The organism is Vreelandella lionensis (assembly GCF_002087295.1).
Taxonomy (GTDB): domain Bacteria; phylum Pseudomonadota; class Gammaproteobacteria; order Pseudomonadales; family Halomonadaceae; genus Vreelandella; species Vreelandella lionensis.
Map to the genome: position 1 here is coordinate 36,361 of NZ_MWVI01000024.1, position 14,259 is coordinate 50,619.

Below are 14,259 nucleotides of genomic sequence, written 5' to 3' on the forward strand. Positions count from 1 at the left end.
CCGTGTAGGCACCTTGCTATGAGCCAGGCACCGCTGCAGCAGTTTTACATACCCGAAGAGCAGTCGGTGTACCTGCTAAGCCATCACGATGCGCGAAAGCTAAAAGACTGGGTAGCGCTGTGCCAGGCACAGCTTGCCCAGTTGGGCTATTCAAATATCGAGCTGATTGGTAAGGGGGCCTACGGGTTTGTTTTTGCAGGCAGCGCATGGCAGCAGGGCGTCAAGGCGCACTACGTGTTCAAGTTTTCACGCATTACGCTGCCCACTCATTTACAAGAACGCCTCGAAGAGGAGGCGTTCATGCTCGATCAGGTATCGCACCCCCGAATTCCCAAGCTCATTACCTACCAGCGCGCACGCGGCCAGTCGATTTTGGTCATGGAGCGTGCGCCTGGCTGGAACCTGGAGCAAGTGTCGCTCAAGCAGGGAAAGCTCCCACCACGATTGATCGTGCGCATTGCCGCGCAGCTGGCGGATATTCTCAAAGCGCTGCGTCGTGAAACGGGCCCACATGTACGGCCGGTGGTACATGGCGATATCAAGCCTTCCAATCTCGTTTTCGATGCGGTCAGTGAATCCATCGCGCTGATCGACTGGGGCTCATCGGTGTTCGCACAGTTGGATGAATCGCTTCAGTTCGTGGGTGCCAACGTAATGGAGTTGATGTCGGACAATCTGCAGCAAACCAATGCACGGCTGGGGGATGTCTATTTTATCGGTGAAGAGCAGTTGAACGGAGCGCTCTCGTCGCCACGGTTCGATGAGCAGGGGGCGGCAGGTACGCTCTATGCGCTGGCCTCGGCGCAGTCCTGCCGTTTTGGCCATCGAGCAATTCCGGCCAGCTCATTGGGATTGCCCATTGAGTTTGCACGCACGCTGGATGGCATGCTCGACCCCGACCCACAGGTGCGGCGTAAAGCGGGGGATTACTTTATTCGTGAAATGCCGCGCATGGCGAAGCTTGTTATGGTTGACCTGCCAATCGCCCCCCAAACGCCGCTAGTGCCCGTATGGGGAAAAGGCCTGCGTCGCCCGGCTAGCCAAGAAATTGATACCGTGGTGTACAGCTCACGAAAGGCGTTTTTACGCGAGGCAAGCGCTGAGGAGACGTTAAATGACGTTAACGATGTGCAGCTTGATCGCTACTACAAACAGTTTATGCAGGGCATGGGAGAAACCGAAAAAGCCTTTTTGGCCTCGGTGAGCCGGTTGGGCAAATACCCGGTCGTAGGCGGTTTAGCAGTGCGCTGGGAGCGGGAGGGTGTTTATATCGATTCGTCGCTCAACCTGCATGACCCAGCGCTAAAGCCCGCGTTTATCGAAGCGGTGAATAACATGGTGCACTTAGCACGGGCCATTCATCGCCAGGGGGTATTTAAAAGCTGCCTGTTCAATGCCCGCCAAACGCTGCACTTAGAGCGTGTTAGCCCTGAGGAGGCGTTTCACTGCCAGCCAGAGATGGCGATTAATTACGAAGTGAGCGCGGTGCCGGAAATGGAGGATCGCACCCGGCAGCACAGCTACTTTGAAGATGGCCCAGACCCAGAAGAGCTATTGGTGCTGCCGGATTCCATTATGCAGATGCTTCAGCGGCTCAATGAGATTCACCATACTGGCATGATCATCTTTGAAGCGCTGCCCAAACATCTCAAAATCCATAGCTACTATCGGCTGCTCGACCCCCAACGCGAACAAGAGTTTCGAAGTCTACTGAGCCGAATGCTGGCCGCTGTCAGTCAAATCGAGGGGCTGGGCGTGTCAGGGTTTATGAAGATGCCCTACAAGGACACGCGCTTTTTTACCCACTTAGAACGACAGCCAGAGCACTTCTACCCCAAAGACCCGAAAGAGTATGTGAGAAAAAGCGCCTTGCCCGCGCCGCTGCGTTAGGCGGCACTGTTAATTCGGCGCGTTTGTGATTAGCCAGCTCGCCAAGTGTTCGGTTAAACGGTCGGTGGCGCTACCAAAGGCGTTCACCACATCGGGTATCTCAGTGCTTGTGGCGCGCTCACGAATCGCAAAGCTGGTGGAGGCCACGGGCTGTTGGTCCGCGCCGAGTAATTGAACGTCTAACTGCAGGTTAACGCTTGGCGGAGAGGTGTCATACTCGCTCTGAAAGTGGCGCAGCTCGCTTAATAGCAGCAAGTCGTGAGGTAGCCGATCGCTGCTCACGTTGGCGAACAGCTCTTGCTGCTGCAGCCCTGCAATCAGCTGGGCTTGCAGCATGTCCGGCGCATCTTCATGCCAGCGAGCACCCTCATACACATTGACCACATTGCCTTCGGGAAACACCACGATACGATTGCTGCTGAGCAGGTGGCCCGCTTCTGGTGTAGCGATACCCAGTCGCTCTGGCTGCGTGATGGTGGCAGGGTCGCTCTGCATCGTGGTAGCAGGCAAGCGATACAGCGTCGATGGCGCTTTCTCCGGTAAAATAGAGCAGCCCGAAAGGGTGAGTAAGGCACTTAGAAGAAAGCCGTTACGTAAAACGTGCATATTCATGGGCGGAACTCCTCTACTTGGTCGCGGCCTAGGAAAAAGTCCGTGGGGCTCTCTTCAAGTTCCCGCGTAATGCGTTCAAGGGTGGCGAGTGTCGAGCGTAACGCCGCTAGGGCCGGGGCAATGTCGCGAGTGCTTTGTAGAGTGCCTTCCACAGCACCCGCGTTATCGTTCACCAACTGTTCTATCCGCTGGGCAGCGCTGGCAACATCGCGGCTGGCGCTCTCTGCGCTGCGCATCACCTGCTGACCCTCCTGGCTCAGCAGGCGGTTCGCCTCTAGGCTAAGCGATTCGATACTTTCAAGCGTGGTGGAGGCTTGGCTTGACACATCGCCAAAGAGCGCCATGTTTTCATCCAGGGCAGACTGCTGAGAAGCAATCATCTCGGTGATTTGGGCAATATTGGTCAGGATATTGCCTGCTTGCTCACGATTATTGTCATCGAAGAGCTCGTTCACACTCTGCAAAATCGCGTTGAGGTTTTCGACCATCTCTTCGCCTTCGTCAAACAGCGTAGCAATAGGCGACGGATCGGCTTGAATGAAAAGCGCATCGTCGCTGCTTTGCGCTAGCAAGCGTTGGCTTTCTGGGGTGCCGCCATAGAGCTGCACGGACATACTGCCGGTAATGCTGGCAAAGGCTAGCTTTGCGCGGGTATCCACTTTGATCGGAGTGTCTTCATACACGCGAATAAGCGTGATCACTTGGCGTGGGTCGTCAGGATTGAGGGAAAGCTCGGTGACATCGCCCACTTCAATGCCGTTGTACTGCACCTTGCTACCCACCGAGAGGCCGCTGACGCTGCGCTCGAACAAAATGCGGTAGGGTTGATAGTCGCGTTGGCCAGCCGCATAGCTCATCCAGAGCGCAAACAGCAGGGCGGCAGCGGCCGTTAGCACGGTAAACAGGCCGATCAAAATATGGTGCGCGCGGGTTTCCATGTGCGTCACTCCTGAGAAGATGTTGGGCCAGCAGAGCGCTGTGCAGCGCGTCCACGCGGTCCATTAAAGTAATCCTGTACCCACTCGTCGTTCGTTTTCGCGACGTTTTCCAGGGTATCCACCACCAGAACGCGCTTTTGCGACAGCACAGCGACTCGGTCACAGGCCGCATAGAGTGTATCGAGGTCGTGGGTGACCAAAAAAACGCTAAAGCCCATTGCATCGCGCAGCGTGACCAGCAGTTGGTCAAACGCGGCGGCCCCAATGGGGTCGAGTCCTGCGGTAGGCTCATCGAGAAACAAAATATCCGGGTCCAGGGCCAGTGCCCTGGCAAGCGCGGCACGTTTCACCATGCCCCCAGAGAGCGATTCTGGAAATTGCCGTGCGGCATGAGGGGGCAGGCCTACCAGCGAGAGCTTGATACGCGCCAGATACTCGGCCTCTTCCCGAGAGAGTTTGGCGTGCTCGATAAGCGGCAGCGCAACGTTTTCTTGCAGGTTGAGCGAACTAAACAGCGCCCCACGCTGAAAGAGCACCCCAAAGCGCCGCTCGACTTGGCTGCGTTGGGACTCACTTAACTCATTTAACCGCTGGTTCAGCACCTCTACTGTGCCGTCATTTGGCCGCTTTAAGCCCACAATACTGCGCAGTAAAACTGATTTACCGGTACCTGAGCCGCCGACAACGCCGAGAATTGCGCCTCGGTAGAGGGTCAAGTCCAGCCCTTCGTGAACGACGTTGTCGCCAAATCGATTCACCAGCCCCTGCACGCGAATAACCGCTTCATCGCGCTCGGGCTGTTGCGGCATCTCTGAATATCGCTCGGTCACCAGCCCATCTCCATGAAAAATAGCGCCGCTAACGCATCTATCAGAATCACCATAAAGATGGACCGCACCACGCTTGAGGTGGTGTGGGCGCCTACCGATTGGGCACTGCCGCTAACTTTAAACCCTTCTAGGCAGCCAATGACGGCAATCACAAAGGCAAATACCGGCGCTTTGCTCAAGCCGACCAGGAAATGAGTGACCGACACGTCTTTTTGCAGTGTGGTGATGAACTGACTTACAGAAATATCCAGCGATAGGGTGGCCACCACCGCGCCGCCGACGAGGCCGCTCAGCATGCCCACAAACGCTAGAAGCGGTAGGCTGATCAACATCGCCATCACCCGGGGAAGCACTAGTAGCTCAATCGGGTCGAGACCCAATGTTTTGAGGGCATCAATCTCTTCGTTGGATTTCATCGCGCCAAGCTGGGCGGTAAAGGCGCTGGCGGTGCGGCCTGCCAAAAGTATCGCGGCCAAGAGCACGCCAAATTCCCGTAAAAATGAAAAAGCTACGAGATCAATGGTGTAAACCGTTGCACCGAAATCTTGGAGCACCGTGGCCCCCAAAAACGCCACCACTGCGCCCACCATAAAGGTTAAGAGCGCAGTGATAGGCACCGCATTCAAGCCACTTTGCTGAATATGCGCGACGGTGGCGGTAATACGCCAGTGGCGGGGGCGGAACAGAAGTGGGGGAAATGTGGCCAGCACCAAGCCAATGAAAGCCAGTAGCTGGCGCTGCTGAGACCCCAGCGCCACCATTTGCTGGCCCACTGTCGCTAAGGCTTCGCTAATCCGGTTGGGTCGGAGTGGGGGGCTCTCAAGCGGAGCGTCCATAGCCTCGGCAATGCGTATCAGCAAAGCCTGCTGCACCTGGGGGAGATCGCTGGCCCAGTCGCCAATTTGTTTGGTTTTGTCAGCACCAATTAGCTCAACGATCAGCGCCGCGCCGGCGGTATCCAGCCCCTCAAAGCCGGGTAGCGACAGCGATGCCGAGCTTAGCTGACCCTGCTGCTGTAGGGCGCGCTTCAGCTCAGCGTAGTGGCGTAGTGTCCATTCGCCGTGCAGCGAGACACGCTCGCCATGTTGAGTGATCCACTCGTTTGGCATCCCTGCTCCTCAGTGCCTTCACATGCAGTGAAGGCCTATGATGCAATCAAACGAGCGTTAGTGAAAGGTAAGCCGTCGTTTCTTAACGTGACGCACGATACTTGGGGGCCAGCTCCTGCTTAATTTTCGCTGCTACTTCCTTGAGTCTGGGGCCAAGGTTGTTGACCAATCGATCATGATCTAAACGCAGGCTAGAGCCACCGCAGTTAATCGCCATCACTTCGGCACCATCTTCCAAAATGAGCGGCATGGCCACAGCGCTGATATCCCGCTGCCAATCCTGCTCGGAGAGGCAAAAGCCGTACTCAGCATAGTCGCGCAGGCTCTGCTCAATACCGGCATGAAGGCGCGGCCAATCGCTGCCGTGAAACGCGGCTAGCTCTTGCATCACCTGTTGGCGGCGCTCGTCAGATAATCCGCACAGCCAGGCACGACCAATCGCCGAGGTGGCGATGGACAGCCCCGAGCCGACATCCAAGCGAATAATCAGCGGCCCGTGGCCGTGGCAGGTTTCCAGATACACCATGTCGCTGCGGTCGGCACCGCCCAGGCTCACGTTGCAGTCGGTGGCGTCGGCAAAATGCTGTAAATGGGGGCGAGCAATTTCGCGAATGCCCATATTAGCCAGAAAGCGATAACCCAGCGCCAGCACACCCGGCCCGAGGCGGTACTTCTCAAGGTGGCGATTGTGTTGCAGGTAGCCTAACTGGGTCAGCGTATAGGTTAACCGGGACACCGTGGGGCGGGGGATGGGGGGGCGATTCGAGAGCTCTGCATTGCCCAGGTACTCTTCCCCTGTTCCAAAAGCGCGGAGCAGTTCTAACCCCCGCGCAAGCGCGGTGACAAAGTTGCGATGTTTTTCGGGTGATTGCGGCTCATCAGCAGCGGCGTCGGTTGGTTCCATCAAGCGTCTCGGCTAATCAATCATTGAGTGGCAAGTATCGCATACCTGCGCTGGGGCGTTGCAAAGCGCGATAAGAGAGCTTAGTCAACGCTTGGCCTGCGGCGCCTGCCTTAGATATTGTGCTAGCGCCGCAGGAGGGCGGTTAGCTCTCCAGGCGTTCAATGATGGTCGCAATGCCCTGGCCAACGCCAATACAAATGGTTACCAGCGCATAGCGCCCGCCAGTGGCTTCTAGCTGGCGCAGCGCAGTGAGCGCCAAACGTGCGCCCGAGGCACCCAGCGGGTGGCCAATGGCAATCGCACCACCGTTGGCATTAAGGCGCGGATCGTCGGCGGAAAGACCCAACTGCTTAACGCAGCCCAACACCTGCACCGCAAAGGCTTCGTTGATTTCAATCACGTCCATCTGCTCAAGCGAAAGGCCAGCCCGGGCCAGCGCTTTTTGCGAGGCGGGTACCGGCCCCAGGCCCATAACCCGGGGAGCAACGCCCGCCACGGCGCTGGCAACGATACGTGCTCGCGGAGCAAGCCCAGCTCGCTCGCCTGCTGCACGCGGGCCGACAATCAGCGCGGCAGCCGCGTCGTTTAATCCAGACGCGTTGCCTGCGGTCACGACACCGCCTTCAAACAGCGCGCCGAGTTTGGCCAGTTTTTCCTCGGTGCTTTCAGCGCGGGGATGCTCATCTTTATCTACCAACAGCGGCGGCTGTTTGCGCCCTTGAGGCACTTCTACCCCAAACATTTCGCCTTCATAAAAGCCGTTTGCCAGCGCCTTGGCATAGCGCGCTTGGGAGCGGGCGGCAAAGGCGTCGCTGGCCTCCCGGCCAATGTTCAGGTCGTGGGCAATGTTATCGGCAGTTTCCGGCATGCTGTGGCTGCCGTACTCTTTGGCAATCCACGGGTTGGGGAAGCGAGAGCCAATCACGGTATCAAACATCGGCTGATTGCGAGCGTAGGGGGAGTCGGCTTTGCCCAGCACGTAAGGCGCGCGGGACATGGACTCCACGCCGCCAGCCAAAAATAGCTCACCTTCGCCTAAGCAAGCGGCACGGGCGGCATCCATCATCGCGCCTAGGCCACTGCCGCACAGGCGATTGACGGTTTGGCCTGCCACCTCAATCGGCAGGCCCGCTAGCAGCGCACCGTGACGGGCCACGTTACGGGAATCTTCCCCCGCCTGGTTAGTACAGCCCGCCAACACCTCTTCGTAGCTTTCTGGGGCAAACGGATTACGCGCCACCAGTGCTTTGAGCGTTAAGCCCAGCAGCTCATCCGGGCGAATGGCCGCTAGGCTGCCGCCATGGCGACCGAAAGGGGTGCGTAATCCGTCGTAAATATAGGCGTCTTGCATGGTTATTTTCCTTGTTTGTGTAAGCCTTACTTGAGCCGTAATTGAAACTGAGGGGGTTCAGCCCGTTGGCCCGTCAGTGAGAGACATGCCCAGCGCGGCGCGGCGGCGCAGCCACGGGCTAGGGCGATAGCGGGGGTCACCGGTGGCGTCTAATAGGTTGTTTAAGATGGTCAGGATGCGCGAAGCGCCGTAGTGGTCGCCCATACGCAGCGGGCCAAACGGGTAGCCCAGGCCAAGTTCCACCGCACGATCAATAGTGGCGGGTGCAGCAACGCCTTGCTGTGCAATATCTGCCCCAACGTTGACGATGCAGGCCACCACACGCTGCAGCACAAAGCCGGTGCTGTCTTGAAGCGTGCTGACCGGCGTGCCGTCAGCAATCAACAGGCTGGCGGCGGCATTGACTAGTTCGGGGCGGGTAATGGGGGAGGCCATCAAGCTGCGGCGCTTATCCAGCCCCGCCAGCATATCCACCGCGACGCACTGCTCGGCATTCAAGCCTTGGCGCAGGGCACACTGCGTGGTGTCTTCGCCCAGTGGTGTCAGCAGGCACAGCGCCTCTGAGGAGGGCTGGTCCGCACTTTCTAGTGGCCAACCCGCCGTGCTGACCAGTTCGGCAAGCTGGGCGGCGCTGCCAGGGTCGTCTTGGCTGATCCACACGGGGCAAGGCGAGGCTGGCGCAATGGCGGGCTCTTCCGGCATCTGCTGCTGGCCATCCACGTAGCGATAAAAGCCTTCACCGGTTTTGCGCCCCAACAAACCTGCTGAGAGCCGCTGGCGGGTGAGTGGTGAAGGGCGAAAGCGCGGCTCTTCATAATACTGGTGGTACACCGACTCCATCACCGCATGGGAAACATCCAGGCCAGTCAGGTCCAGCAGGGTAAACGGCCCCATTCTAAAACCACCTTGATCCACCATGATGCGGTCAATGGTGGCGGGGTCGGTCACGCTCTCACTCAGAACGCGCAGTGCTTCGGTGCCAAAAGCGCGCCCGGGCGTGATTGACCAGAAAGCCAGGGGTATCTGTGGCCAGGGCGGTAAAGTGGCCCATGGCGGTGCCCAAGGCATTGACCCGCTGGGTGACGTCGTTAGCGGTACGTAACCCCGGAATCACTTCCACGATTTTCATCAGCGGAACGGGATTGAAAAAGTGAAAGCCAATCACGCGCTCTGGGTGCTGGCAGGCGGCAGCAATTGCGGTAACAGACAGCGAAGAGGTGTTGGTGGCGAGCACGGCATCCTGGCGAACAATGCCCTCTAAATCGCTAAACAGCCCCTTTTTGGCTTCCAGCTTCTCGATGATGGCTTCAACGACGATATCGCAGGGGGCGAGGGCGGCGAGGTCGCGGGCCTCAATCAATCGTTCGCCGTACTGCTCGGCTTGGGCTTGGGTAATCCGCTGCTTGTCGGCGCTGCGCCGCCATAACCCATTAATAAAGGCAGTCGCTTCCGCCACCGCGCCTTCTTTTACATCAAATAGCATGACGTTCAGGCCTGCCTGCGCGGCGAGCTGAGCAATCCCTCTACCCATGGCCCCGGTGCCGACAATTCCAAGAGTGTTGAACGAATGGGCGACTGCGTCGTTGGACATAGGTCAAAATCCTCGCTGCAAGAGTTTGTTGTTCTGCATTGCAAAATAGCATTTCGTTTATTGACTGCCATCCTAGGCTATGCAAAAGTGCCTGACAAGAGAGTGAACGCTAGTTTCGCCATGCAGAATTATTGCTGCAGGCCTCACTGCCCGCGCGAACACCAACCATAAAAATATCGTTGCCACCAGGAGCCGTTATGATCCGTGATCCCGAACTGCTGAATCAGTTGGTTGATACCATTGCCCGCTTTGTACGGGAGCGTTTGATTCCCAATGAGGCACGGCTTGCCGAAGAGGATGCAGTGCCCGCCGAGATCCTCGCGGAAATGAAGGAGATGGGGCTGTTCGGGCTATCCATTCCTGAAGAATACGGCGGCTTAGGGCTCACGATGGAAGAAGAAGCTCTGGTAGCCATGGAAATCGGCAAAACGTCTCCGGCGTTCCGCTCGGTATTCGGTACGAATAATGGTATCGGTGCCCAAGGCATTCTGATTGACGGCACTGAAGAGCAGAAAGCCAAATACGTGCCGCGCTTGGCCACCGGCGAAATTCTTAGCTCGTTCTGCCTGACCGAGCCGGACTCTGGCTCCGATGCCGCCAGCCTGCGCACCACCGCCGTGCGCGATGGCGACCACTACGTGTTAAACGGTACCAAGCGCTATATCACCAACGGCCCGGAAGCGGACCTGTTCACCGTGATGGCGCGTACCGACCCAGACAACAAAGGCGCTGGCGGTATCTCCGCCTTTATTGTTGAAGGCAATACGCCCGGTCTGATTCGCGGCCCGGCAGATAACAAGATGGGCCAGAAGGGCGCGCATACCTGCGATATCATTTTTGATAACTGCCGTGTACCGGCTGAAAACATCATTGGCGGCAAAGAGGGGCAAGGCTTTAAAACCGCCATGAAAGTGCTCGACCGTGGGCGACTGCATATTTCTGCGGTGTGTGTGGGCGTGGCCGAGCGTTTGGTCGAAGAGTCGCTGCGCTACACCATGGAGCGTAAGCAGTTTGGTGCGCCGCTGGCGGAGCATCAACTGGTGCAGGCTATGCTGGCAGATAGCAAAACCGAAGCCTACGCAGGTAAAACCATGGTCATGGACGCCGCACGCCGCAAGGATGATGGCGAAAACGTCTCAACCCTAGCCTCCTGCTGCAAGCTGTTCTGTGCCGAGATGGTGGGTCGCGTCGCGGATCGCGCCGTGCAGGTGCACGGCGGTGCGGGCTATATGTCGGAATACGCCGTTGAGCGTTTCTATCGCGATGTGCGCTTGTTCCGCATTTACGAAGGGACGACGCAAATTCAGCAGCTGGTGATTGCCCGGAACATGGTGCGGGAGGCGTCCTAATGGCCCTGTCGGTCCCTTACCAAGCGCCAGATGAGAAGATCTTTGGCCGTCTGGCAAGCGAGCTTTTAGCAGAACTTCCCGAGCGCTTGAGCACCCGCGTGCTGGAAAACGCGAAACGCCTAGCGGATCACCCCGCGCTTGTGGATGGCAGCGTTCGCTGGAGCTACGCCGAGCTGGGGCAAGAGATTCATGCCGCCTGCGAGTGGTTAGCTAATTTAGGCATACGGCCCGGCGACCGTATTATGACGGTCAGTGAAAACTGCCGTGCCCTGGTGGTACTGCTGTTGGCCGCCAGTGAAATGGATGTTTGGGTCGCGATTGTCAATTCGCGCCTCTCCGCTCAGGAAGTGGATTTAATCCAAGGCAACTGCCTGCCGCGCCGAGTGTTTTACACCTGCGAAGCCTCCCAAGAGGCGAGCCAGCACGCCGAGCGCCACGCGGCTGACCGCTATCAGCATCCGCAGCTCGGCGGCTTGGCGATTTCATCGCTATTTGATAGCGAGCCAGAGCCTGTTCACGCCAGCGGTGCCGAGCAGGTAGCCGCGATGATCTACACCTCAGGCACCACCGGTACGCCGAAAGGCGTCATGCTGACCCATCGCGGTATTCTGTATATCGCCTCTATTTCCGGCGGCATGCGTCATCTGAGTGAAGGGCAGCGGGTGTACGGCGTGCTGACGATGTCTCATGTGTTTGGCCTCTCATCAGTGTGTATGGGCTCGCTGTATAACGGCGCGTGCCTTTACACCGTGCCGCGTTTCGAGGCTGCTCAACTGTTGGCAACGCTCAAAGAGGAGCGCATTACCGTGCTTCAGGGCGTGCCTGCCATGTACGCTCGCGCCCTGGAGTACTTGAAGCGTGAGCAGCGCGCGTTAGAAGCGCCTGCGCTTATCTATATCTCCGCAGGCGGCTCGCCGCTGGATAGCGATACCAAAAAACGCGTGGAAGCTGCGTTTGGCCTAACGCTGCACAATGGCTACGGTCTCACCGAAGCCAGCCCAACGATTTGTCAAACCCGCATTGAAGACCGACACCAGAGCAGCACCGTGGGCCGCGTGCTGCCGCTGTTGGAGTATCGGTTAGAGCCCTTAGGCAGCAGCGGCACGTCAGAAAAGGCAGGCGATGAGATCGGCGAGCTGTGGGTGCGTGGCCCTAATATCATGAAAGGTTACTTCCGCCAGCCGGACGCCACCCGCGCCACCTTAACGGAAGATGGCTGGCTCAATACCGGTGATATCGCCAAGCTGGATCACGACGATCAGCTCTATATCGTGGGCCGCAGTAAAGAGCTGATTATTCGCTCGGGCTTCAACATCTACCCGCCGGATGTGGAAGCAGTGATTAATGAGCACCCTGCGGTGACGTTAACCGCAGTGGTTGGGCGGCAGGTGGCAGGCAATGAAGAGGTCGTGGCATTCGTGCAGTGCGAGCCGGGTATTGAGGTTGATATGGCAGAACTCAAAGCCTTTATTGCCGAACGGCTTGCGCCTTATAAGCGTCCGACCCAAATTGTGCTGATGGATGCGCTGCCTTCCACTGCCAGCGGTAAGATTTTAAAAGGACGGCTACGCGACTTGGCCCAGCAGGAGAGCGCTTTATGAGCGAAACAGACGGCGCTGACGCCTCAATCACACCGCAGGCGCTGATGGGTTATCACGAACTGCTGGGCATGCACGTGGTGGAGTGGGAAGAGGGGCGCGCGGTAGTGGAACTCACCATTGAACCCAAGCACCTTAACCGCAGCGGCAATGTGCATGGCGGTGTACTGGCTTCCATGCTGGACAGTGCCTTAAGCCTAGCGGGCCTGCACTGCGATGTGCCGGGGAATATTCGTCGTGGGATGACGCTGTCACTCACTACCACCTTTGTGGGGCCTGCTCGGCAAGGCGTGTTAAGGGCCACGGGCACGCTGCGTGGCGGCGGGCAAAAAACCTTCATGACCAGCGGTGAGATCGTGGATGAGCAGGGCAATCTCGTCGCTATGGGCGAAGGCTCTTTTCGTCGCCGTAGCGGCAGCGAATCGTCACAAGGCGTTCCCGACCCGCAGTTGAGGGAGTCTAGCGAGTGAGCCCAGCCCGCCTGCGGGTTTCCTGTTTGCTACTGGTGACGCTTGCCACGCTGATTCATTTGGTGGGTGGCAGCGTGGCGTGGCAAGCCGCAGGCGTTGGCGTGCTGCTGCTCTATTTGATGACCCTGAAGGGCCAACTCACCCGCATGGCTAAGGGGCTGCTGTGTGCCGCTGGCGTACTCACACTGCTCGCGCTGTGGCGCTCGCCTACGCCTGGGCAGCTGCTGTTTGAGGCGAGTGGGCGTTTCGCGTTTTTTGGCTACCTTTGTGGTGGCGCTGAGCATGTTGCGCCTACCTGCCTATCGCTCTCGTTTAGTGCGCCGCTGCGGGCAAAGCATGCTGCTTCAGCCGCCTAGCCGCCGCTACCCGATCTTATCCCTGGGCTCGGCGCTGTTTGGCATCATTCTGAACATTGGAGTGCTGAATCTGTTCGCAGCGATGATCGAAAAGAGCAATACCCTGAGTGCCGCCCAAGGGCGCGCCTGGGTGCGCGAGGCCCGTCAGCGGCGCATGATGCTGGCGCTGCTGCGCGGATTTTCGCTGGCACCGCTGATTTCGCCCATGGGTATTGGGGGAGCCGTGGTGATCTCAAGCCTTCCTCAGGTCACCTGGCCACAGCTGGCACCCTATATTCTAGGGGCCGCCGCGCTGATTTTTATGGCGGGCTGGGCGGGGGACTATTTTACCGGCCCGCCCCCACCTGCCAATAAAACCTATGTCACCCCGTCGCTGCGCCCGTTGGCGCAGTTTAGCGTTTTGCTAATCGGCATTGTGGCGCTGGTGTTTTCCATTGCGTGGCTGCTGGACTTACGACTACCCATTGCCGCGCTGCTGGGCGCGCCTACCGGGGCGCTTTTATGGCTGGCTTGGCAGCGTCGTAGGCTAGGCTATGGTGGATTGCCTGCCGCCATAACGGCGGTGCATCGTCAGCTACCTTGGTTGCTGTCTCCCAGCGCCAATGAGATTGTGGTGCTCGGGGCGGCAGGCTATTTGGGGCATGTATGCGTGGGCTTAGTGGACACCCAGCAGCTTGCACCGCTATTGGCGGTGCTAGACCCGCTGGGCACGTTGAATGCGGTGTTGGCCATGCTGATGGTGGTGGGGCTAGCGCAAATAGGCGTCAACCCGATTGTTACGGTGACGCTGTTGGTGGGCCTGTTACCCACGCTGGGCATTGATGGGTTAACGCCTGAGCTGATTGGGGCATCGTTAATGGTAGGCTGGGCGCTGGCGCTGTGTCAGCCCCAATGACCGCTTCCATGCTGATTCTCTCGCGCTTTACTGGCGTACCCGCCACCCGCATCGGTTACCGCTGGAACGGGCGCTTTCTGATCGCGGCGATACCGCTGCTGGCGTTATGGTTTGGTTGGTCGCCTTTCTGAGGTGGGCTGTTCAAGGAAACGCTTGACCTTTGGCAGGCGTTTTTTTATTGTTATTTTTATAAAGTGAAATATTATTTTGCTATGCGGAATAAAAAGCCGATGGTTCAATCGCTGGAGCATGCCTTATGAAAATCCTCGTCGCGGTGATACGCGTCATCGACTACACCTTCGCCTCAGAAGTGGCGGTAGACGGCGACAAAGTTAATGTCACGCGTGAAATCGACGGCGGCCTGCA

General features: G+C 58.2%; 13 protein-coding genes and 1 pseudogene. 7 read left to right on the forward strand and 7 right to left on the reverse strand.

The features are described 5' to 3' along the window. The first annotated feature begins 18 nt into the window (after positions 1–18). Complete coding sequence (locus tag B4967_RS03320; protein WP_083023547.1) at positions 19–1,890, forward strand: protein kinase domain-containing protein; 1,872 nt, start codon at positions 19–21, stop codon at positions 1,888–1,890. 9 nt (positions 1,891–1,899) lie between these two features. Here B4967_RS03320 and B4967_RS03325 read toward each other — a convergent pair whose 3' ends face one another. The 7 genes and pseudogenes from B4967_RS03325 to B4967_RS03355 all read right to left on the reverse strand — a co-directional run bounded on the left by B4967_RS03325 (position 1,900) and on the right by B4967_RS03355 (position 9,225). Continuing rightward, positions 1,900–2,502 (reverse strand): ABC-type transport auxiliary lipoprotein family protein, encoded by a 603-nt coding sequence (locus tag B4967_RS03325; RefSeq protein WP_083023549.1) that lies wholly within the window; start codon positions 2,500–2,502, stop codon positions 1,900–1,902. Further along, positions 2,499–3,440 (reverse strand): MlaD family protein, encoded by a 942-nt coding sequence (locus B4967_RS03330; RefSeq protein WP_083023551.1) that lies wholly within the window; start codon positions 3,438–3,440, stop codon positions 2,499–2,501. The genes B4967_RS03325 and B4967_RS03330 overlap by 4 nt, the downstream gene beginning before the upstream one ends. A 5-nt stretch (positions 3,441–3,445) precedes the next feature. Then, positions 3,446–4,249, reverse strand: coding sequence for an ABC transporter ATP-binding protein (locus tag B4967_RS03335; protein ID WP_083023573.1), 804 nt, complete (start codon positions 4,247–4,249; stop codon positions 3,446–3,448). A gap of 17 nt (positions 4,250–4,266) precedes the next feature. After that, entirely contained in the window at positions 4,267–5,379 is a 1,113-nt protein-coding gene (locus B4967_RS03340; RefSeq protein WP_083023553.1) for an MlaE family ABC transporter permease, read from the reverse strand. Between the two features lie 82 nt (positions 5,380–5,461). Further along, the gene (locus tag B4967_RS03345; RefSeq protein ID WP_083023555.1) at positions 5,462–6,283 is read right to left on the reverse strand and encodes an IclR family transcriptional regulator; all 822 of its coding nucleotides are present in this window, start codon (positions 6,281–6,283) and stop codon (positions 5,462–5,464) included. Between the two features lie 142 nt (positions 6,284–6,425). Then, on the reverse strand, positions 6,426–7,634 hold the full coding sequence (locus tag B4967_RS03350; RefSeq protein WP_083023557.1) for a 3-oxoadipyl-CoA thiolase: 1,209 nt from the start codon (positions 7,632–7,634) through the stop codon (positions 6,426–6,428). 57 nt (positions 7,635–7,691) lie between these two features. Then, positions 7,692–9,225: pseudogene (locus B4967_RS03355) on the reverse strand (3-hydroxyacyl-CoA dehydrogenase). Positions 9,226–9,422: 197 nt separating this feature from the next. On the opposite strand from B4967_RS03355, the gene B4967_RS03360 reads away from it, so the two are divergent. The 6 genes from B4967_RS03360 to B4967_RS20040 are packed head-to-tail and all read left to right on the forward strand — an operon-like array spanning position 9,423 to position 14,024. Then, positions 9,423–10,574: an acyl-CoA dehydrogenase family protein gene (locus B4967_RS03360; protein ID WP_083023559.1), complete on the forward strand. Its 1,152-nt coding sequence runs from the start codon at positions 9,423–9,425 to the stop codon at positions 10,572–10,574. Next, positions 10,574–12,175, forward strand: a complete 1,602-nt coding sequence (locus tag B4967_RS03365) for a class I adenylate-forming enzyme family protein (RefSeq protein WP_083023568.1) — start codon at positions 10,574–10,576, stop codon at positions 12,173–12,175. Before B4967_RS03360 ends, B4967_RS03365 begins: the two co-directional genes overlap by 1 nt. Then, on the forward strand, positions 12,172–12,642 hold the full coding sequence (locus B4967_RS03370) for a PaaI family thioesterase (protein ID WP_083023570.1): 471 nt from the start codon (positions 12,172–12,174) through the stop codon (positions 12,640–12,642). The genes B4967_RS03365 and B4967_RS03370 overlap by 4 nt, the downstream gene beginning before the upstream one ends. Continuing rightward, entirely contained in the window at positions 12,639–12,998 is a 360-nt protein-coding gene (locus B4967_RS18705; RefSeq protein WP_243470304.1) for a hypothetical protein, read from the forward strand. The genes B4967_RS03370 and B4967_RS18705 overlap by 4 nt, the downstream gene beginning before the upstream one ends. Further along, on the forward strand, positions 12,925–13,893 hold the full coding sequence (locus B4967_RS03375; RefSeq protein ID WP_243470305.1) for a hypothetical protein: 969 nt from the start codon (positions 12,925–12,927) through the stop codon (positions 13,891–13,893). The genes B4967_RS18705 and B4967_RS03375 overlap by 74 nt, the downstream gene beginning before the upstream one ends. An 8-nt stretch (positions 13,894–13,901) precedes the next feature. Beyond that, a complete protein-coding gene (locus B4967_RS20040) occupies positions 13,902–14,024 on the forward strand; it encodes a hypothetical protein (RefSeq protein ID WP_279384643.1) in 123 nt (40 codons plus the stop codon). The last annotated feature ends 235 nt before the right edge of the window (positions 14,025–14,259 follow it).

Coding starts and splice junctions, on each gene's coding strand:
- B4967_RS03320 (WP_083023547.1), top strand. CDS start 19: ATGAGCCAGGCACCGCTGCAGCAGTTTTACATACCCGAAGAGCAGTCG.
- B4967_RS03325 (WP_083023549.1), bottom strand. CDS start 2,502: ATGAATATGCACGTTTTACGTAACGGCTTTCTTCTAAGTGCCTTACTC.
- B4967_RS03330 (WP_083023551.1), bottom strand. CDS start 3,440: ATGGAAACCCGCGCGCACCATATTTTGATCGGCCTGTTTACCGTGCTA.
- B4967_RS03335 (WP_083023573.1), bottom strand. CDS start 4,249: ATGCCGCAACAGCCCGAGCGCGATGAAGCGGTTATTCGCGTGCAGGGG.
- B4967_RS03340 (WP_083023553.1), bottom strand. CDS start 5,379: ATGCCAAACGAGTGGATCACTCAACATGGCGAGCGTGTCTCGCTGCAC.
- B4967_RS03345 (WP_083023555.1), bottom strand. CDS start 6,283: ATGGAACCAACCGACGCCGCTGCTGATGAGCCGCAATCACCCGAAAAA.
- B4967_RS03350 (WP_083023557.1), bottom strand. CDS start 7,634: ATGCAAGACGCCTATATTTACGACGGATTACGCACCCCTTTCGGTCGC.
- B4967_RS03360 (WP_083023559.1), top strand. CDS start 9,423: ATGATCCGTGATCCCGAACTGCTGAATCAGTTGGTTGATACCATTGCC.
- B4967_RS03365 (WP_083023568.1), top strand. CDS start 10,574: ATGGCCCTGTCGGTCCCTTACCAAGCGCCAGATGAGAAGATCTTTGGC.
- B4967_RS03370 (WP_083023570.1), top strand. CDS start 12,172: ATGAGCGAAACAGACGGCGCTGACGCCTCAATCACACCGCAGGCGCTG.
- B4967_RS03375 (WP_243470305.1), top strand. CDS start 12,925: ATGTTGCGCCTACCTGCCTATCGCTCTCGTTTAGTGCGCCGCTGCGGG.
- B4967_RS20040 (WP_279384643.1), top strand. CDS start 13,902: ATGCTGATTCTCTCGCGCTTTACTGGCGTACCCGCCACCCGCATCGGT.